This window comes from Suipraeoptans intestinalis (genome assembly GCF_009696485.1).
GTDB classification, from domain to species: Bacteria; Bacillota; Clostridia; order Lachnospirales; family Lachnospiraceae; genus Suipraeoptans; species Suipraeoptans intestinalis.
This window is the reverse complement of record NZ_VULY01000018.1, coordinates 1,410,923-1,429,774: the sequence shown is the minus strand read 5'-3', so window position 1 is coordinate 1,429,774 and position 18,852 is coordinate 1,410,923. Positions and strand designations below refer to the sequence as shown.

The 18,852-nt window shown below is 37.7% G+C and carries 25 protein-coding genes and 1 pseudogene; 1 reads left to right on the top strand and 25 read right to left on the bottom strand.

Annotated features, from left to right (window positions below):
• Nucleotides 1-29: 29 nt before the first annotated feature.
• From FYJ34_RS07525 to FYJ34_RS07405, 25 genes and pseudogenes are all read right to left on the bottom strand, one after another.
• Nucleotides 30-212 carry a PH domain-containing protein gene (locus FYJ34_RS07525; RefSeq protein ID WP_154477508.1) on the bottom strand — a complete coding sequence of 61 codons (183 nt, stop codon included), beginning with the start codon at nucleotides 210-212 and terminating at the stop codon, nucleotides 30-32.
• A gap of 115 nt (nucleotides 213-327) precedes the next feature.
• Entirely contained in the window at nucleotides 328-549 is a 222-nt protein-coding gene (locus tag FYJ34_RS07520; RefSeq protein ID WP_154477506.1) for a hypothetical protein, read from the bottom strand.
• A gap of 5 nt (nucleotides 550-554) precedes the next feature.
• Nucleotides 555-1,097, bottom strand: coding sequence for a type IV toxin-antitoxin system AbiEi family antitoxin domain-containing protein (locus FYJ34_RS07515; RefSeq protein ID WP_173017077.1), 543 nt, complete (start codon nucleotides 1,095-1,097; stop codon nucleotides 555-557).
• A gap of 300 nt (nucleotides 1,098-1,397) precedes the next feature.
• Nucleotides 1,398-1,817: a macro domain-containing protein gene (locus tag FYJ34_RS14195; RefSeq protein ID WP_330582612.1), complete on the bottom strand. Its 420-nt coding sequence runs from the start codon at nucleotides 1,815-1,817 to the stop codon at nucleotides 1,398-1,400.
• 57 nt (nucleotides 1,818-1,874) lie between these two features.
• Nucleotides 1,875-2,180 (bottom strand): hypothetical protein, encoded by a 306-nt coding sequence (locus FYJ34_RS07505; RefSeq protein ID WP_154477502.1) that lies wholly within the window; start codon nucleotides 2,178-2,180, stop codon nucleotides 1,875-1,877.
• Between the two features lie 161 nt (nucleotides 2,181-2,341).
• Nucleotides 2,342-2,878, bottom strand: coding sequence for a hypothetical protein (locus tag FYJ34_RS07500; protein WP_154477500.1), 537 nt, complete (start codon nucleotides 2,876-2,878; stop codon nucleotides 2,342-2,344).
• A 110-nt stretch (nucleotides 2,879-2,988) separates the two neighbouring features.
• Nucleotides 2,989-3,351, bottom strand: a complete 363-nt coding sequence (locus tag FYJ34_RS07495) for a hypothetical protein (RefSeq protein ID WP_154477498.1) — start codon at nucleotides 3,349-3,351, stop codon at nucleotides 2,989-2,991.
• A 107-nt stretch (nucleotides 3,352-3,458) separates the two neighbouring features.
• Entirely contained in the window at nucleotides 3,459-3,629 is a 171-nt protein-coding gene (locus FYJ34_RS07490; protein ID WP_154477496.1) for a hypothetical protein, read from the bottom strand.
• Between the two features lie 63 nt (nucleotides 3,630-3,692).
• Nucleotides 3,693-4,202 carry a tetratricopeptide repeat protein gene (locus tag FYJ34_RS07485; protein WP_154477494.1) on the bottom strand — a complete coding sequence of 170 codons (510 nt, stop codon included), beginning with the start codon at nucleotides 4,200-4,202 and terminating at the stop codon, nucleotides 3,693-3,695.
• A gap of 33 nt (nucleotides 4,203-4,235) precedes the next feature.
• Nucleotides 4,236-4,913 (bottom strand): hypothetical protein, encoded by a 678-nt coding sequence (locus tag FYJ34_RS07480; RefSeq protein WP_154477492.1) that lies wholly within the window; start codon nucleotides 4,911-4,913, stop codon nucleotides 4,236-4,238.
• 25 nt (nucleotides 4,914-4,938) lie between these two features.
• Nucleotides 4,939-5,394 (bottom strand): hypothetical protein, encoded by a 456-nt coding sequence (locus FYJ34_RS07475; protein ID WP_154477490.1) that lies wholly within the window; start codon nucleotides 5,392-5,394, stop codon nucleotides 4,939-4,941.
• 34 nt (nucleotides 5,395-5,428) lie between these two features.
• Complete coding sequence (locus FYJ34_RS07470; RefSeq protein ID WP_154477488.1) at nucleotides 5,429-6,787, bottom strand: hypothetical protein; 1,359 nt, start codon at nucleotides 6,785-6,787, stop codon at nucleotides 5,429-5,431.
• A gap of 221 nt (nucleotides 6,788-7,008) precedes the next feature.
• A complete protein-coding gene (locus FYJ34_RS07465; protein ID WP_173017076.1) occupies nucleotides 7,009-7,443 on the bottom strand; it encodes a GNAT family N-acetyltransferase in 435 nt (144 codons plus the stop codon).
• 37 nt (nucleotides 7,444-7,480) lie between these two features.
• On the bottom strand, nucleotides 7,481-7,645 hold the full coding sequence (locus FYJ34_RS12710) for a DUF4368 domain-containing protein (protein WP_173017075.1): 165 nt from the start codon (nucleotides 7,643-7,645) through the stop codon (nucleotides 7,481-7,483).
• A 28-nt stretch (nucleotides 7,646-7,673) separates the two neighbouring features.
• Nucleotides 7,674-8,237, bottom strand: coding sequence for a zinc-ribbon domain-containing protein (locus FYJ34_RS07455; protein WP_235899478.1), 564 nt, complete (start codon nucleotides 8,235-8,237; stop codon nucleotides 7,674-7,676).
• Between the two features lie 133 nt (nucleotides 8,238-8,370).
• The gene (locus tag FYJ34_RS07450) at nucleotides 8,371-9,255 is read right to left on the bottom strand and encodes a MerR family transcriptional regulator (RefSeq protein WP_154477483.1); all 885 of its coding nucleotides are present in this window, start codon (nucleotides 9,253-9,255) and stop codon (nucleotides 8,371-8,373) included.
• A gap of 342 nt (nucleotides 9,256-9,597) precedes the next feature.
• Nucleotides 9,598-10,074: pseudogene (locus FYJ34_RS07445) on the bottom strand (lysine--tRNA ligase); the annotation flags it as partial.
• A gap of 250 nt (nucleotides 10,075-10,324) precedes the next feature.
• The gene (locus tag FYJ34_RS14190) at nucleotides 10,325-11,071 is read right to left on the bottom strand and encodes a DUF2971 domain-containing protein (RefSeq protein WP_154477481.1); all 747 of its coding nucleotides are present in this window, start codon (nucleotides 11,069-11,071) and stop codon (nucleotides 10,325-10,327) included.
• A 110-nt stretch (nucleotides 11,072-11,181) separates the two neighbouring features.
• On the bottom strand, nucleotides 11,182-12,558 hold the full coding sequence (locus FYJ34_RS07435) for a sensor histidine kinase (protein WP_154477479.1): 1,377 nt from the start codon (nucleotides 12,556-12,558) through the stop codon (nucleotides 11,182-11,184).
• Nucleotides 12,546-13,208: a response regulator transcription factor gene (locus tag FYJ34_RS07430; RefSeq protein ID WP_154477477.1), complete on the bottom strand. Its 663-nt coding sequence runs from the start codon at nucleotides 13,206-13,208 to the stop codon at nucleotides 12,546-12,548. Before FYJ34_RS07430 ends, FYJ34_RS07435 begins: the two co-directional genes overlap by 13 nt.
• A gap of 14 nt (nucleotides 13,209-13,222) precedes the next feature.
• Nucleotides 13,223-13,963 carry a lantibiotic immunity ABC transporter MutG family permease subunit gene (locus FYJ34_RS07425; RefSeq protein WP_021737750.1) on the bottom strand — a complete coding sequence of 247 codons (741 nt, stop codon included), beginning with the start codon at nucleotides 13,961-13,963 and terminating at the stop codon, nucleotides 13,223-13,225.
• A gap of 1 nt (nucleotide 13,964) precedes the next feature.
• Nucleotides 13,965-14,696: a lantibiotic immunity ABC transporter MutE/EpiE family permease subunit gene (locus tag FYJ34_RS07420; protein WP_004853398.1), complete on the bottom strand. Its 732-nt coding sequence runs from the start codon at nucleotides 14,694-14,696 to the stop codon at nucleotides 13,965-13,967.
• Nucleotides 14,689-15,402, bottom strand: coding sequence for a lantibiotic protection ABC transporter ATP-binding protein (locus FYJ34_RS07415; protein ID WP_005609481.1), 714 nt, complete (start codon nucleotides 15,400-15,402; stop codon nucleotides 14,689-14,691). The genes FYJ34_RS07420 and FYJ34_RS07415 overlap by 8 nt, the downstream gene beginning before the upstream one ends.
• 78 nt (nucleotides 15,403-15,480) lie before the next feature.
• Nucleotides 15,481-15,669: a hypothetical protein gene (locus FYJ34_RS07410; protein WP_005330841.1), complete on the bottom strand. Its 189-nt coding sequence runs from the start codon at nucleotides 15,667-15,669 to the stop codon at nucleotides 15,481-15,483.
• A 20-nt stretch (nucleotides 15,670-15,689) separates the two neighbouring features.
• Entirely contained in the window at nucleotides 15,690-16,484 is a 795-nt protein-coding gene (locus FYJ34_RS07405) for a ParA family protein (RefSeq protein WP_330582551.1), read from the bottom strand.
• Nucleotides 16,485-17,108: 624 nt separating this feature from the next.
• Here FYJ34_RS07405 and FYJ34_RS07400 point away from each other — a divergent pair.
• Nucleotides 17,109-18,536, top strand: a complete 1,428-nt coding sequence (locus tag FYJ34_RS07400; RefSeq protein ID WP_173017106.1) for an ISLre2 family transposase — start codon at nucleotides 17,109-17,111, stop codon at nucleotides 18,534-18,536.
• Nucleotides 18,537-18,852 lie beyond the last annotated feature (316 nt).

Here is an 18,852-nt window from a genome sequence, read left to right as displayed (position 1 = left end):
TTGAATCAATGCACTTCTTAATTATGGTTTTACTCATCTAAACATTTTCCGGTATAAACACACAATATGCCGTCTTCTTGTTTAATTGGTGCAAAGCCAATGCTACTTCCACAATGAACGCCAAAGTCTTGATTTGGTTCATTAAGTAACTTACCGAACAATTCATCTTCAGTAAACGCCCAACATTTAACCCATACTTGTTCAGGTTTCATTCCCTCTTTATATAGAACAACTCGAATATCGTCAGGATATTCTATACTCCTAACTTCGTCGAGAAATACAAATTTTCTCATTTCTTCGGTTTGTGTGTTCCTGCACTTGTAATTTTCATTGATAATTTTTTAATATTCTATACTCTTTAAGAACGCAAGAACGTCTGGCATTTTGAGAAATGCTCCTCATGACAACGCCGCCCTTTATTGTAGCATTCCTACCAAGTCCACTTTCTGAAATTGCCTTTAACACTATATCCTGGCAGAGCTTGGACTCAGCATTTGCTTCGTTGTATCCATAACTCTTTATCTTTTCAACTTCATCTCTTAACTTCATTTATGTCAAAGAACCTCCATCTGTATCTGATTCATAATATTCTCTCCGTTTCGAAACATATAGGCATAATCCTCAACAAGTCCAAAGTCCATCTCTTCGGAAACTCTTCGATAATTTTGGATTATCTCCTTATAATAATCAAAGGGCAGTTTTGATTTAAATCGCATAAGTTCCACCAACATACGCTCTTTATTATAGACCCTGATCTGCATGTTATTATATAAAATTTCTTCAATTCCGGAGTCAAATATCTCATCAAGCAGAAAAGATTGCTTCACCCGCTTATCCTTAATCCTGCTGTCCTCTCTTTTCGTTGCCAGATAGAAGTATTCCGGTATTACATCTGTGAGAGAATGATAATAAAAAGCACTTCTATCCGTAAACACTGCTTTGGGATATTTCCTCATGATAACTTCAACATCAGATATATTTTCGGCGGTCGAATATATACCTTTTTCTTTCATGAATATATTTCCACTTGCAATTTCTTTCTTCAATTGATAATCACTACCATATCTATCAATGCATTCTTTATATGTCAGAAGCATGTTGACCTCCAATCCTTAAAGTAATCATACACCCTTATTTTTATTTGTGTGTATGATTACTTTAATTATATCCTCATTTGACAAGAAGTCAAGTATTGTTTTAAGTAAAAATACACACATTTTGCTATTCATGTGTATTTTTACTTCAATATATAGCTAGGATCACATATGCCTCCGGTTCCCTTATTATTATTTTGGCAACTAGACGCATTTTTTAGTAATTTGCATCTGCAATACACTGCAGTTACTGCATCGCCAGCTTCCTCATGGCAGAATCAGCAATTCTCTCAAGGATATGAATTACATCTTCTTCCCACGAATTCTCGTCAGATTCCCCATAAGCAGATCGTTCGGTGTTGTCTGAAGCGCTTTTGCGAGCTCAACAATTACGCTGACCGGAATGTCATGCTCGTCCTTCTCGTATCTGCAAATTGTGGTTTTCTTCATATATAGCATTGCAGCCAAGGTCTCCTGGGAACAGCCCATTTCCTTTTTACAGATATGACATTTCATCGTGATTCCTTTTAAGACTGCTGCATCTGGACTCCTTCTTAATACAAAATATTTTTGATCTGATTTTGTACCTGAAGTGGTTGCCTGACCAACCTTACATCCACCAAGTTTCATACACTCCAAAAGGAGCCCCTTTCCAGCGACTCTATGTATAGCACCATCAACGCCGCCACCCCCAAGAAGCGTGGAGTTGGCGGCGTTAACTATAGCATCGCATTTAATTCTAGTTATATCGTTTCGTACAATTTTAATTGGTATATTTCTTTAAATATTTACCTTTCCAATATTATGTGTAATAAATGCCTCTGCTGGATTGCTCGGATTATAACTTACTGTAGCAGAACTTCCAACTGCTGTATTGCCCATTACAGGAACTCTCTTCTGTCCAATAGGCAAAAATCCCAACTTTATCTTTTCGCTTTTGAGCTTTAAACTCTCAGTTACAACATAATTATTTCCTGCAACTTGATATTCTACGGTAATCATTGTAGGAAAATCCTGTCCTTTAACTTTAAGTTCTTTCACACGTCCATTTACTGTATGTGTACAATTTGCTTTGTTAATTTTCATCCTAGTGCTCCTTTCAAAAATGCCGCCTATCAAAAAGAAGGGTGGCATATTCTGCATATCAGTTTACTGTGATTCTAACATCCTCAAAATTGCCAGAAATATCGGAAACCATAAAGTTCTCGTCATTTGCCAAGCCTTTAACAGGGATCAAAATCAAAATGTTATTTATTTACATACAGTGTTTCTCGTACAGCATAATGTTCTTCTGATAGGTAATCTGTGTAGTTGTATTTTGTGGGATACGCAATTTTACCATCATTAAGAAGAACAAGTTGAGCCATACCGTATAACTGATGCTCGGTCAGATAATCATTAAAGTTAGCCTTAAACTCAGTTAAGTCCTGTCCGCTAAAAGTAGCACCATCAATGAATACCCATAAACTACTCTCAACTTTTCCTTGGAGATCAGTATCAACTGTAGGCACTTCAACCAAGGAAGTTTTTGTAATTTCAGCAAAGACTTTAATTTCTGTATCCGGCAGAATAGTCTTAATGCCATCGCACACATATGCTACATATATTGCATTCGCAGCAACATTAATATAGTCGTCTTCATATCCGGCATCTGTTTTTGTGATAGTAAAACTATCTGTTTCCTTATCACCGGATGTCGGGAAAGCGCGCATATGCTCTTTTTCCAATGAACTTTGGGCGCTATAACCAGCATAAGAGAATGAAGTATTATATTTCTTCTCCACATAAACCAACATTTCTTCAATGGCAACTATTGCTTTTTGCTGTGATGCAGAAAGCTCTGTATACTCAGTTGATAGGCCCTGTTCTGTTAAAATATCTTTTTGTCTCTGATTCAGAGAAACTTCCGATTCAGTGTTGCATAACTTCTTAATTTTGCAGAAATAGAGCCAATCAGCACAGAGTACACAACTCCAATGATTTTAGAACCTATTCCGGAGAATATATTATGCATCTCAGAATAATATCTCTGTGCAGTAATACTGTTTTGCTTTACATTTGCCACCTCAGATAAGATGCTCGACTTGTTGGAGTTAATTGCATGAAAATCCTCCTGAGCTTGTGACACTGTTGTTTTGAAATTACTTAACGACTCATAGGCTCTTTCACATCTCGTGATCTGATTACGAGCGTTATTTTTCTTATTAACATAATCCTGTCTTTTTGACTGCAATGCAGGTACTATACTCACGCTCATGACAGACCTCCTAATGGTAAATTCTAATTTACTATTTTATGGAAATTTGTCAATAAGTTTCGTATATTTCACAAATTCTTTATCATACCACTCAGCTTTTAGACACTTCATTTGAAAGTAATACTTGATTTTCTTTTCTTCCATTCATCTAACACTTCACCAATAATAAATTCAGCTTCTTCAATAGAGTATCCACTAAAATGTTCTTTGAACTTATCAGCTTTTACCACAAGCTTTCGGTCTTTTAGTTTTTCTTCTTCTAAAATCAACCGTACCATTGATTATGTTAATTCTCCTGTTTTTCTATATTCCTTGATTTTGAAGAATTGCATAGTAATCATCTATGGGTAAACTCCAACAATTCTTGCCTGAGCGATAACCTGCAGTGCCTCTTCAAGTTTTTTGTTTATTGCAATGCATCGAGCATAATCAACCATCAAATCTGCATCTTCAGGAAATCTTTCAGTAGCCTCTTTTGCGAAGGAAAGAGCTTCCTCAGCCTCGCCCTTATGTATCAAAAGATGAGTTTTTAAATGGTATCCATCGTAAAGCTCCGGCGAAGTAGCAATCAACTCATCAACTGCAACTGTAGCTTCTTCCATCATATTTAAGCGAAGCATTACATGGATCTTTTTAATTGCAAAATCGGGTCTGGAAGGATTTTTAGTACAAGCCTTCTGGAAATATCTGAAAGCCATATGGTCATCATTGAGATGTTCATATGCCATACCCATAAAGAACATCATTTCATCAGAATCATATCCCGATGAAATCGCAAGATTGTAATACTCTAATCCTTCATGAACTTCATCAGCATGTGTCAAGCAAGGGCGGAAAGATTTTTCTGCCATAATTTTTAATGGCAGAAATGGCAGGTTTTCACACTACCAATCCACATATATTTCTTTAATAAGCGAATATCCTTCTGGTCTCTGATCTGAAACACCTATTATATCTCCAATCCATTCGCCAGGTTCTTTAATCCTGCCATACCCCAGTAAAAGAGGTAATGGATCAGAAAAGTCATTCTTTGTATGATCCTGAAAAAGAATATCCGTTTCATCAAGCGAATAATAAATCTTTTTCGTATGATTCACAGTATATTTTCGCCTCTTACCAGTCATAAAGAATAAACCATCAAAAGGATTATCTAAATCAATTCCATATTCATTGAAAGGCTCAAGTCTACCCGTTTCCCTATATTCATCAAGATAATATCCAATCTCCTCACGGACATCCTTCTCTGCCTCTTTGAAAAAGCACGATACATTCCTATATGACTCACAAATCGTGTCAAAAGCATCTCCTGGATACCCAAATGCTGCTGAATGATTATAGAGAAGTTGAATAACATTATTTGATGATTGTTCTGGTACAGAGCACTCATCCCCAAACCAAAGAATGCGATCACCTTTCCATGAATCCATTAACAAGCTGTGAAGTGCAAACAATGGTGTACTATCCTTGTGCATCGATTCATGTAATTTATTTCCGTAATCAAAGTCTGCTGGGCATATATATTCCTTTTTATCGACATTTACCCAATTATAGTATTCTCCCATAATTCACCTACCAAGTCTGAATAAACTAATCCCAGCATATTCCATCATCTATTTTTAAATCACTTCCACACTTCGGACATGGAAGCTTTGCATTCTCAAAATCCTTAACCTTATGCATTCTCGAGGAACATTTTGGACATTTATGAATATAACTTTTAATAAACTCATATTCATGATCAAAGTCGCACCAATGTGGCCAGTAATCATGTTCTGGAGGTGTTCCATTTTTATTACAATACAACGATAGGTCGTAATCTTGTTCCAAATGATTACAAGAAGAACACTGATATAATCTCTGCTCAGCCATAATGGCAGCACTGGTGTTTTCCTCAAAGAACTTTTTCCATTCTTCACCATATTCACCATTGCGTACCGCCTCAACTATTCTCTGATAAACTCTTGGAAACATCATTCCTACTCCAAGACGATACATTTGCTTGAATTTGCACTTTTTACATTTTACTTCTATTCCATATCCCATAATAGATCTCGCCTCTTTAGTCTGATCTGTAGCACTAATTTTCAATCTGATATTTCTTTTTCAAACGCTTGCTCATGTGATACCAAGCCCAGGAGTCAGCTCCGTGAAGTCTATACAGTTCAGCTGCTATTTCATCATCATTTTTAAGTTTAGATGAATAGTACTCTGTATGCGGAAAATCCTCTTGCAAATCTAGCATTGCCAACTCTTTATTTCCTCGCAGTCTTGCACTCATATAGTCATAAATTGTATTTGGATCTCCAATCTGTTCCATACAAAGTTTTGCTAATTCAAAATCATCTCTATACGATTTATCAACATAAACAAAGTTCCATCGTGCCACCTTACATGCCAGATAAACAAGTTCTTTATCTTTACGATAAGGCTTCATACAATCCAGATACATGATGGTTCCATCTGCAGAATGCTCAATAGCAAACTTCACCCATTCACGGTCTGTCTGAAATCTTTTTGATGCGTGTTCTATCGCCTCTCCGCTATGAGATAGACTGTATTTGACCATAACTTCGTCATCCTGATATTGAGGAAGTAATCCCAGTGGCCATCTATACTTCAATACAACCTTAGCCAAAACTCGGTCATTGAAATACGAAAGATCCAGTTTTTCCATCAATCTCGGATGTTCATCTAATAATTTACTTAATCTTCTTCTGTACTCAATATAACGCTTCTGTCCTATAGCCTTTTTATAAGGCAACAAGCATACTTCAATAGGGATAAACTCTCTATCCTCAAAAAGAATCTTTTGTAGCTCTTCGATTTTAGGAGTTAAGTTGTCAAAATCAATCCCACTCTCTTCAGCAATGCTTTTAAGATTATCTATTCTCCACACCTTCTCTGCTAAAACTCTTAGAAGTTTTTCGGCCAACTCACGATTCTTTTCATGGTTTCTTTTATGGATTTCAAGTTCTTTATCAATATCAATTTCTTCCGCAGAACGTAACTCTGATAAAGGTGTTACAGGTTCTAAACTGATCTGCGCTTTATATTCTTCCACCAAAGCTGCTGGATACTCATCATAAATATTCTTATACTCCTGACGCAATTGGATGAATCTCTTATCATCGAATAAGTGCTCAACAAAAGCGTTGTCATAATCATACTCCGGAATCAGCTTTGCAAATACCGTTCTAATAATTTCAGATGATAAGTGATCCGGTTCAGCCCAGAAATTCACCTCAGAAAAATCCCTATTGTGTATATAATGATTTCTAATATACAAGCAATATGAGAAATGGTAATCTATCGCATAAGGATTTTTAATGAGATACTCCCTATCTTTATCCTTAAGATTAGCAACACAATCCTCTGCCACTTCTGTAATAAACTCTAATTCAGTTTTGCACGTAACTTTTTCTCTTTCCTTTGACATTTCAAACCTCTCCTGTTGGTTCATCTACTTTGACATTATCAGTGTAGCAAAACCGCTGTCCATAAATACGGACTCGTTGCAAGAGTTTTTTCTAAATATGTCAAAAGTGTACAAAAACCCAAAATATATTCTATCACAATTTCATGGATTCTTCCATAAAAATAAACCGGCAAGGCATCACCCCACCGGTTGAAATATCTCTTTTATATTACGTTCTCAGATTAAAATCTCTTTATCAAGTGATTGCTGTCATCTGAGCACTTCTTTTCAAATTCAAAGCCGGAATGATGATAAAAATCAATTGCTTTAGTATTTGTATTAAGTACTTCAAGTCTAATCGCGTTCATCCCGCATTTTTGGGATTCCTCAACACACCTTTTCATCAAGGTGCTACCTACATGTTTTCCTTGCATGTTCTCTAAAACGCCTATCATCGTAATAAAGGCGATTTTACCTTCCATATCATTTGCATAAATAGCCGCATAGCCAACAGGTTCATCATTTTCGTATGCTCCAATAAAGATGGCGTAGTTATCTATTTTACCAAAGATTTCCTCGTAATTATCCCTTCTAACCAATCCTCTTGGAAAAACATGATCCAATTTTTCAATTACTTTTCTTTTCTCTTCCGTTTCAGTTACAACAAAAATATCCATAGAAGCCTCCTGTATCATTTCTTCTATGGATATATCGTCATATTTTGTAGTTTTCTTTATTGTCTTCCTGCAACACTCTCATCAATTCTTCTGAGAAATTCCAGCGAATCTCAATCTTGTCAGGCTCATGTATTAAAACCTTATCAATAAACGCCCTTACCATTTCATTTGTCATTTCAGCTTCACCAGAGTACTTATCCATGCAATCCTTCAGCTTCACTGCCTCAGGATCATCGACTGCCTTGAGTTGCTGAATCCTTACATTTCCACCAAGCCTTACGATTGGCAAAGACCGTAACCTGAGTTGGAAGTAATGGATAATTTCTGTCCGACCACTCGGCTGCCATATCCGGCAGAAGTGTTGCAAAGTCATTAAATCCTGCCAACACTTTATTATGGGAGCAATACGGGCAACCAGTTTTATTTATTGTCCTGCTCTTAACAGCAGCTTCCCACTCGTGTCCTTTCTCACATCTCCAAATCACTTTCTTATGAGAACCAATAGAAACCTCTGTCGGTTTTATCTTATTCTTTTTCGACCACTGCTTTACCAGTAATGGCTCTAATGTCGCCAAATCGTTAATACCTGCAATCACTCTCGCACCGGAACATATCGGGCATTTCTCTCCATTAGAACGAGCCTTAACGCTTGTCTGCCATTCGTGACCGCAAGCACCTCTCCACCATACTTTTTTATTTGAACCGAAAGTAATGCCATCAGGTGTAAGCAGTAAATTCTTCTCTGACCACTCCGAAACAAGCTCCGGGTGTACTTCTGCTAAACTGTTATTCATAGCCAAACCTCAACCTCCTTGTGCTTAGAGTATATGAAGTTTTGGCTTTATCTTGTAGTTTGCGAATATCCGTATAAATAGAAAAAGCCCTTTGAGAAAAGGATTTCTCCTCTCCCAAAGGGTAGTTTAACTTTTACTTAGAATTATCTTTTTTAATAACTAAGTTATAATTGCTATCATAATACAGTCCAAGTTCTCTACACATTCTATCGTTCACATTATCTAACGCTTTCTTATATTCTGCATACGTTGGAGACAGAACCATTAAATTAGGAATGAATATATCGTTATATCCTTTATTTTGTAACTCTTTCTGCATTTTTCTCTGTGCAATAAATACTGGATGGTATTTCATTATACCGTTTTTCATTTTAGCACCTTTCCATACTTTTTCTTTTAGTCTTTCATATTCACTTTCACTCATATCACGATAATAGGCTATCATCTCATCTGCGGTTCTGGTTTCTTGTGCAATCCCACCTATCATCTTCGCACCTATTCCCATAATAAAAGGAACTTTCAATGTCGTTTCATCGCAATATTCTAATATATTCTGTAGTGCCTGCTTCTGTTCCAGAGTCTTCAACCTTACATTAAGAAATGGTTTGAAATGACTTTTAAAATAATCTCCCCATTCTTTTCCCGGTAGCAAAGACTCAATTGCATTTTCAACGGTTTGATAATCAAGTGCCTCATTTGCTTTGTCTGCGTCACCATCATCTATAAATTGCTTCAAAGCTTCAAGTTCTGAGTCTTTTAAAACTTTTTCCTGCACTTTTTCTTGATAAATACGAAGAAGAATACTTTTGTCGCCAGTTTCCAAAAGGCTCTGTATGTCTTTAATACTAATACCGAGTTTTCTATATACTGAAATCTTTTTTAAAGTTTCAACATCTTGTGCAGTATAGTTACGATAACCATTGTTATCTTTATCCACTGACAGCAATCCTTTTTCTTCATAATACTTAACTGCACGCTTTGTCATTCCAACCTCATTTATGATTTCATTTAATAACATCAGATGCACCTCCTTATGATTTATGTTGATAGTATAAGCGTATACGCTGCGTGCAGGTCAAGAGTTTTTCGTCTTTCTTCTAAAAATGGGCAATCCCGATTTCAGGACTGCCCACTCATTGCACTAATTATGCGATTTTTTCTTGCTTGCACCGATTTCTGCATCAATTGATGTAAGTTTGATGTAAATCGCTGTTTTTTTAGTTTTTTATCAAATGAAGTACGTCCCGTCTATTTGGTAAAACGGTACATCTTTACATCACGTCGACTGGCGTCTCCGTGCGTTTTTCGCCTTATGTCGGTGTTCGCAAGCGCACACCGCCGCAAGGCTCAGTTTCTCATCTTAATAGAGCTTTGCACCTGCCGGAATGTGGTCATCTACCATCAGAAGATGAAGCTTTTCTTCGCCTTCTTCTTCATGAATAGCACTGAGGAGCATACCGCAAGAGTCAATGCCCATCATCGCTCTCGGTGGAAGATTTGTGATAGCGATAAGAGTCTTTCCAACCAGTTCCTCCGGCTCATAAAAGCTATGAATACCGCTTAAAATGGTTCTGTCTGTGCCTGTTCCGTCATCAAGAGTAAACTGTAACAGTTTCTTTGACTTCGGTACTGCAACACACTCTTTAACCTTTACTGCACGGAAATCTGACTTGCTGAATGTATCAAAGTCTACCATTTCCTCAAACAAAGGCTCAATCTTTACCTTAGAGAAATCAATCTTTTCAGACTCAGTTTTTACATTTTTTTCAGGTGCTTCAGAAGCTGTATTATTTACATCATTTTTCTTATTTACACCATCTAAGGACTTCATCGTCGGGACCTTTTTTGTGGTTCTTTCATACTCGACCAAGCTGGTGTTAATACTATTAAATTCTCCATATTCCAATTATCCCCCATACTTCATATTTTTGCTCTACTTTGAGTCATTTTGCGGGCAAATGATGTAAAATTTGATGTAAATGATGTAGGTGGTAATTTGAATAGAAAACTTACATTTTTATTTCATATTCAGTTGTATTTTTAATTATATCCAATTTCTTATACTAAGTCAATCCGCAGCAAATGCCTTATCTCACGTAGTCTATCGTATATTGTTCCGGGTGGATTCTGCTCGTATAAACATTTCCTAAACCTAACGAGTTTGAAATTTCATTCAACTTCTTCTTATTATCTTCTGAGCAATTTATGCCCGCAACAATTCGGCTTGTTCTCATTCCTAATCTATGTATTGGCACATTCATTCCCTTACTATTCTCATCAAGTGGATAAACTATTCGATATTCTTTTTCGTGTTCCCACGATTTAGCCTTAATAAATAAGTTCTGCAAAAATAAATTGCTATAAAAATTAGCTTTTTCTACTTGTCCAGAAATAATAGCATCTCCACTTTGCAAAATTAGAGATGCAACTTTGATTCTTTCTGGTTCATATAATACTTCGTGAATACAATCCTTTTTTATTACCTCGTATTCCACACAAAATCCCTTATGGTTATTCGTGTAATAAGCCCACATTGGTAAATAGTCCATATTGTTTGAGGAAAGGCACGTTATACCATAATCACTAAAATCAAATAGTATTTGATACTTCTCGATAACATCAGGCGAATATCCTGCTTCACTCAATTTTTTCCTATCAAGTAATATTCCCTTATATTCATACGGGTCATTTAATAAATCTTTTTGTGCAAACCATATTTCCTCTCTCTGTAAGGAAAGAAACTTTTTTTCATCTTTTTCAGATTCATCAAGCCAAATAAATTTAATCAATTTACTTGGAATAGTAGAAAAACGAACTTTTCTTGCTTCGTCCACCTTTCCCTCTGAAAGGAGTTGTAAGTATTCCTCTAATGTCTATCAAAAGGCTTTTACATATTAGATAAAAGCATGTAAAATTTCTTTTACATAGCTTAATTGCGGTCTATTTAGCTTGTTTCTTGACTACTCAGGAAAAATATTTCTACCCTCGCCCCACCTGTATTTTCAGAATTTGAAAGTTTAATACCTCCACCATATTTTTCAGCCACAGTTTTTGCAAAAAATAGTCCCATCCCATAATGGGCTTCGCCATTTCTACTTGTGTCATCCATAAAAAACTGCTCTGTGCCATGCAATAATGCTTCTTTTGTAAATCCTGATCCGCTATCCTCCACAATGAATGTCAGCCGGCCATCCTGCTCCTTTGCGTCAATATAAATGATTCCATTTTCTTTTGTATGCTCCACTGCATTCTGAATCATATTCATTACGGCCCGGAACATTGGATCATAAGCAATCGTTACCTTTTTATCACTTTGTCCCGCCTTCCAATCTATTTTCTGGTGATAGATTTCTACCAGTCCGAGTGCCTGTTCCTTTATATCTGCGAAAAAATCTTCTAACCTCACCGTTGTATAGGTAACATCACTGCAATTCCATGATTTTGTGACATCTATCAACTGTTTTACATAACTTTGTATCTGTGTTGTGCCGTTCAAAACATAAGTGATATTATTCTTCTGTTCTGTGGTCAGTTCAGTCTCTGAAAGTAGTTCTGCATTTCCCCGTACAATCGTAAGAGGTGTTTTAATATCATGCGCCAAAGCAGACATCTGCTGTTTCTTTTCCTGCTCTGTTTTCCACTGCTTTTCTAAAGATTCTCGCAATGCATCTCGCATATCATCGATTGCCGATAAACAGTCATCAAACTCTTTGATACCGGAACAGGATGTCTCATATTCCAGATTTTGATCCTTTATTTGTCCGATTGCGTCTAATACAGGCTGCATCTGCTTTTTGATTCTTTTTCCAAAACGTATGGACGGAATGATGATAATCGCTACCGCCCCAATCACAGACATAATAATCATCACATTCTGTGGTCCTATAAAATGCTCCCTCAAAAAAGCTGAATGATATTGAGGTGTCAGGCGATATTGCAATACAACATATTCATTTTCCCTTACAATTACTTTATAAAAATATTTCCCGGATGCGTTTCCGTACTTTGCAACATTCCATGCTATCTGTTCGTATTGTTCTGACAGATCTCCACCTATTTTCTCTCCATTCTCTGAAAAGATTACATAATCACAAAGTGCGGGAATCATCTCAGCAGTCACTTTATCTGCACGTAGAATCGTATTATATGCTTCATTAATCTTTTGCTCTGCATAATTTGCCGGATAAATACAGCCCACACTAATCAAAAGGTACAGCAGCAGATAAGCAACAATCACCAAACCAACTAATGATCCAAGCATGACCAGTACATATCTCATAAAAATCCTGCTGAGTGCATTGCTTCTCTTTACTCTTCCCATTTATATCCAATCCCCCAGACTGTTTTTATCGGTGTATAATCATAATCCGCAAATTTTGCTCTTATATTTTTGATATGCGTGATTATAGTACTGTCATTACTCTCATTGTCAAAGCCAAAGACCGCTTCCAATATCTGTTCCTTCGAGAAAACCTGTCCTCTGTTTTTAGCCAGAAATTCACAGATTTCGTACTCCGCTTTCGTAAGAGGAAGTTCCTTATCATCAACCAATAGTTTCTTTTGAGATATTTGAATACAGACCCTCCCCAAAACCATCCGGACAGAATGTTCCCTGTGCTCTCTTCTAAGATGTGCATTGATCCTTGCCCGAAGTTCCATCACTCCAAATGGCTTTGAAATATAATCATCTGCTCCTAAAGAAAGTCCGTTTACCAGACTGTTTTCCTCCGTTTTTGCCGTAAGAAACAAAATCGGACAATCCACAAGTATCCTAATTCTTTTGCATAATTCGAAGCCATCAATTCCAGGCATCATAATGTCCAGTAAAATCAGGTCATAACGATGTAATTCTTCCATATTAATTTTTAGTGGATTACTTACTTTGGTAACCAGATGTCCATCCTTATTCAAAATGCTTTCTATCATTTCCAAAATTGCCGGTTTATCATCAACTGCCAGTATTTTTGCCATAGTTTTCCTCGATTCTATTCCGATATTCTGTTTCCTTCCCAGTGGTTTACCCACCAAAAATAGTATACCATACTAATCCCTGTAAATATTAAGCAACCTGGTATGAATGACAACCATTCACCTACACTAGTTTCTCCCAATACAGATTGCAGATAAGTATATGGTACTCTACCCGTCCAGCAGACAAATACATATTTCCACACATAATCTCCAAGTCCGGTAAGCATCAATGCACTAATTAGTCCTGATATAATCCCTGCTCCAATGGATACCCCTTTTCCAAACTGAAAAGCCAGAATCAGCTGCCACAGATAAAGTGGAACACTGCTTCCCCACAGCAGCAATGCTGCAAATATACATCCTTTCATGATTTCGATATCGCTTGATGCGATTCTTCCAAATCCAATTCCGAATATGATTGCTGTCAATAGGATAGAGCACAGACACAAAACCAGTAGCATCAACAGTTTCGATAAAAATGCTGTAAGTTTATCTGGTAAAGACAACAGGTTTTGAAAATTACCTGCATTTTGTTCTTGTTCCATCACACTTGCTGTAAAAATTCCAATAAGTACCGGAAGTCCTGCTCCTATTGCCTGATAAAATGCAATCACTTTCATATTTTCATTCCATGGTGAAAAAAAGTAATATATTAAAAATATAACGCTGGTTATAATCGGAATCAGTAAGTGTGCCAGAATCACAGATGTTCCTTTCATCTTTCGCAAGTCTGCATTAAGAGATCTTCCAATCATCTTATTTCACCTCTCTTCTCTCAAACCATTTCAAAAACAGAACCGTTACAAAAACAAACCAGATGATTGAGAGACACATTCCCGGAACAATGACTCCCGTATCCAAAAGAGGATTCCCTGCTTCTGCGGCAAGTCCATTTGGTAAAACATGAAGCAACGGGCACATCATTCGCATAGGGATTGCAGAAACAAGTACATACCAGATTCTGGTTTGTGATATTACCACACCGCTGACGGTAATAAATAGGCAGACGAACAGGTTTACAATCATTCCAAATCGTTCACTTAAAAATAAAGCTACCGGAATCTCCCATAACTCAGAAACCGTCAGAAACAATACTGCAATCAACGCTCCTCCAACTGGAACATGTGTCGTTAGAAGAAAGCCTCCAAGCGTTGCTCCTGCAAACACAATCACATTAGAAAACAAAATCATGTACCCAATATAAATAATTTTCCCCAGCAACAATTTTCTTCTGTCTGTGGGAATAGTCATTAAATGATAGTATTTTATCTTTTTCTCCTGCGCCACAGAAAGATAACAAAATAGAGCAATCATCCCCGGCAGCAAAAGTGTATACCACCAGTTCCAAACACTTTCTGCATAAGCATTTGTCATCCCAAGAGTAAATATAAATGCCATGACAAATGTAAGAAGAGGAAATCCCCAGATAAACTTTTTTCGCATGGTTCTTTTGGCTTTTTGATGTTCTGCCTTTATAATATTAACCATGGATTTCACCTGCTTTCTGGTTTTTTCTTACCACATTCATAAACAAATCTTCAAGATTATCTCCCTGCTTTAATGCTCCTTCGTATCCTAAGATTCCACCTGAAATAATCCCGACTTTATCTGCAAGTAACTGTACCTCTGAGAGAATATGACTGGAGAGAATTACAGTGATTCCCTGTTCCGGAAAAGACCGGATCAGCTCTCGTAATTCCTCGATGCCTATTGGATCTAATCCATTCGTAGGTTCATCCAATATCAAAAGTTCCGGTTCTCCAAGCAATGCCATTGCAATGCCTAGTCTTTGCTTCATCCCCAAAGAAAACTGTCCTGCTTTCTTCTTTCCGGTGTTTGTAAGTGATACAATCTGCAAGACCTCATCAATTCTGTTTTCATCTGTACCAAGCAATAATTGTCTTACCTTCAAATTCTCTCTGGCGGAAAGATTTTCATAAATAGGCGGATTTTCAATTAACGCTCCTATTTTTGATAAATCTTTCCTATCCAAAAGTTTTCCATCAAAGTAAATCTTTCCTGCAGTTGGTTTCATCATACCGGTCAGCATTTTCAATGTGGTAGATTTACCAGCGCCATTCGGTCCAAGCAGTCCATAAATCTGTCCCTTTTCGATATTAAGTGAAACATTATTTACCGCTTTCTGTTTTCTAAAATATTTACATAGATTTTGTGTCTGTAACATCATTTCCATCTTTACTATACTTCCTTCTATATTTCATTTCTTACTGAAATATAACCTAACAGAAAAAAATAAAGATTTGATGAAGATTTATTCCCGTATGGAATAAACCATCAATTGAATATCATTATCAGAACTCGGCTTTCCACTGAAATCAGCAAAGCTGTTACAAATACGAAGTCCTAATTTACAGAATATCTCCGTGATTTCATCCAAACTATATAACCTTATAGGATTTCCTTCTTTCATTTCAGGCTTATAAAGTGCTTCTCCATACATATAGTCTACCTGCCCATATATCAGCGTTTTTCTATCCTTCTCCCATTCAAAAGCAGATAATGTAAGTCCCTTTTCTCCTGCATCCCATAACTTGCAAGGGAAATGCTCTTGCCTTTTGAAGAAGCTTCTGCGGCTTTTACTCCGATTGGGATAGATGTCCGGTACATCTTAATATGATTCCCGAAGTTTTCCCTCAGAGCTTCCACCGTACTTTTAGCAAGATTAGTCCGACTGTCTACGAGAGTCAGAAGTATTCCATCAATCTTAATATCCGGATTGATATACTTCTTTACCCTTGAAATCGTCTGCACGAGCTGCGTCATTCCTTTTGCTGGCAGATATTGAGCCTGAACCGGAATAATCACACTGTCTGCCGCCGAAAGAGCATTGAGTGTTACCATACTAAGCGATGGCATACAGTCGATCACGACAAAATCATATCTGTCTTTAATCTGATTCAAGTAATTTTTCATCGTGGTTTCTCTGCTCATGGCATTCATCAGGTTATACTCCATTGCTGAAAGCTCAAGGTTTGCTGGAATAAGATCAACTCCTTCATCATGGTGCAGGATTCCAACCATCGGGTCATTCATCGTTTCATTCATCACATCTGTTAATTTCGTTGCAAGCGTGATACCCAGACTGTCCGTATCCTGCCACCCCAGACAAGCGGTTAAATCTCCCTGTGGATCTGCATCAACAAGTAATACTTTCTTTCCCTGCATTGCAAGACCGATTCCGAGATTGACCGAAGTGGTGGTCTTTCCTACTCCGCCTTTCTGATTGCAGATGGCAATCGTTTTGCAGTTTGACACTTCTTGCGTCCTCCTTTCCTGAATATTCATAGCCATTGTAGAATGACTATGTACCTGACCGTTTCATTTTCTAAACGGTCGTGGCAACATTTGTTCTCAACACCCCTTGCCGAGCGTATCGCTCATGGGAAGCCACTAAGGAACAGATTGCTGATCTGTATCATAGGATTCTAACCTCTGCCGGGTACTCCGCCAGCTCCTTAGAGAAGTATCATTATCTTTCTGACTGTCATCGCCATGTCAGGAGCAACCTGACACTCATACCGGGAGTTCTCGCTGTTCTGCATCCACAAAAGTTATGGCGTACCCGATAAGGTGGCTATCATCAGAATTAACGTCTTAGTGACCTGTATATTCAGTTTTAAATTTCAAAGGAAGGCATTCCATTTTTGTTGATTGGAATTACTCCCTTCACTTATTTGGAATTGCTCAGGCTTTTGACACCCTATTTTTTATAAATTTTTTTAATTATTTTTTTGAGAGAGATTTTAGAACAATAGATAAGTAGAACTTAGAGTAAAATTATAGTTGGCAAAAATAAAGGGAAGAGATCGAAACCTCTTCCCAATCATACAGATTTATCTTATTGTTTAATTGCTGAAAAAAACATAAGGAGTCTGTATGATGAATTCAATGATAAAGGAAAACGGCGTAACATTCAATCAGTTGGAGAAAAATATTTATGCGTGGGTCTGCCAGATCGGCAGGGAGTTTACAAAAGAGTTCCTGGAACGATATGACCGGATGCTGCTGGAGGACAGAGACAAGAAGAAGTATAGGGATAAAGGAGGCAGACAAACAACCGTAAAGACCGTATATGGTGAGGTAACCTATCAGAGAAATGTTTATGAAGTGACTGAAGAGGACGGAAGAAAGCGTTTTGTATATCTGCTGGACGAAACACTGGATCTGGATCATGTAGGTTTAATTTCAACGAATATGGCGGAACTGTTGGTAAAGGGGATTACAGAACTATCTTACAGAGAATGTGCCCGTCAGGTCAGTGAGATGACTGGACAGACCATCAGTGCGATGGGAGTATGGAACGTCATTCAGGCGTTAGGGGAAAAAGTCTGTGAGGATGAAGCTGAACTGACAGAAGAATATAAGAAAGGGCATGTGAAAGGAAAAAGAGAGGTTCCCGTCCTATTTGAAGAAGCGGACGGAGTTTATATCAGGCTGCAGGGAAAAGACCGGAAAGAGGAAAAACAGGATAAATCAGAGATTAAGATCGGGATCGCTTATGAAGGATGGCGAAAAACCGGTTCGGATCGTTATGCGCTGGAAAATAAAGTAGTCGTTGCCGGATTTTCCAAAGCAAAGGAGTTTCAAGAATATCGGGAAGCAGCAATCGCGCAGGAGTTTAACCTGGATGAAGTGGATCAAAGAATCTTAAACGCAGACGGAGCATCCTGGATCAAGAAAGTGAAAGATAAAAGCACCTGTTTTCAGTTAGACCCGTTCCACCGGAATAAGGCTGTGAAAGAGAAAATCCATGAACAGGCTGCGAGGGATGCTGTTTTAGAGTTGATAAAAGCTGAAGAGATTGAAGAAGTATTCCGGTATCTGGAAATCTATCGAAACAGTTTAAGTGATGAGGCAGAGATTGAAGATGTAGAAGACCTGATTCGTTATTATGAAAACAACCGGGAAGGGCTCGTGCCTTACCAGTCTCAAAATCTCAATCTTCCAGAGCCACCGGAAGGGTTGTCATATCGGAATATGGGAACGATGGAAAACCATGTATGGAGCGTAATCGCAAAGCGAATGAAGCATGGACATAGAAGCTGGAGTAAACGGGGAGGAAATCATCTGGCGAAGATCCTGGCAAAAAAGTGCAGTGGGAAACTGTATGAAGTGACCGAACGTCTGCGTCGGCCGGTATTTGAAGAAGAAAAAGTAGAAGAATTGTATGGAGCGATTCTGATGTCAGCGAAAGCGCCAAAGAAAGACGGAAAAGGATATGAATATCCGGCGATTGGGCATGTGGTTGGATTAAATGGAAAGATACAGGGGGAGAGAAAACGACTGTTGTACATGGCTGGATATTAAACTGGGACAAAACATGCTATTTCAACAAAAAGATAAATCAAAAAGAAAGTTGCCAACGATTACTTGACAGTAACTAAGTAGAAAAAGCTTCAAATCCCGTGTATAATTAAGAAATAAAGATAGAAACAAATCGGGATTGTGCGCCCAGATAAGGGCGAGTAGTCTAGCAGGTGGAATGCCTGTCTGGTAAGGTCTAACCAACCGCCAGTAGCGAGTCTTGGGTGACTGTCAGTAATGATAGTTGCTAAGCGTAGACAGCGAGAAAATAGAGAGTGTGATTGAGCCTCGAAATTTTGACATTTAGAAGGCTGACGTT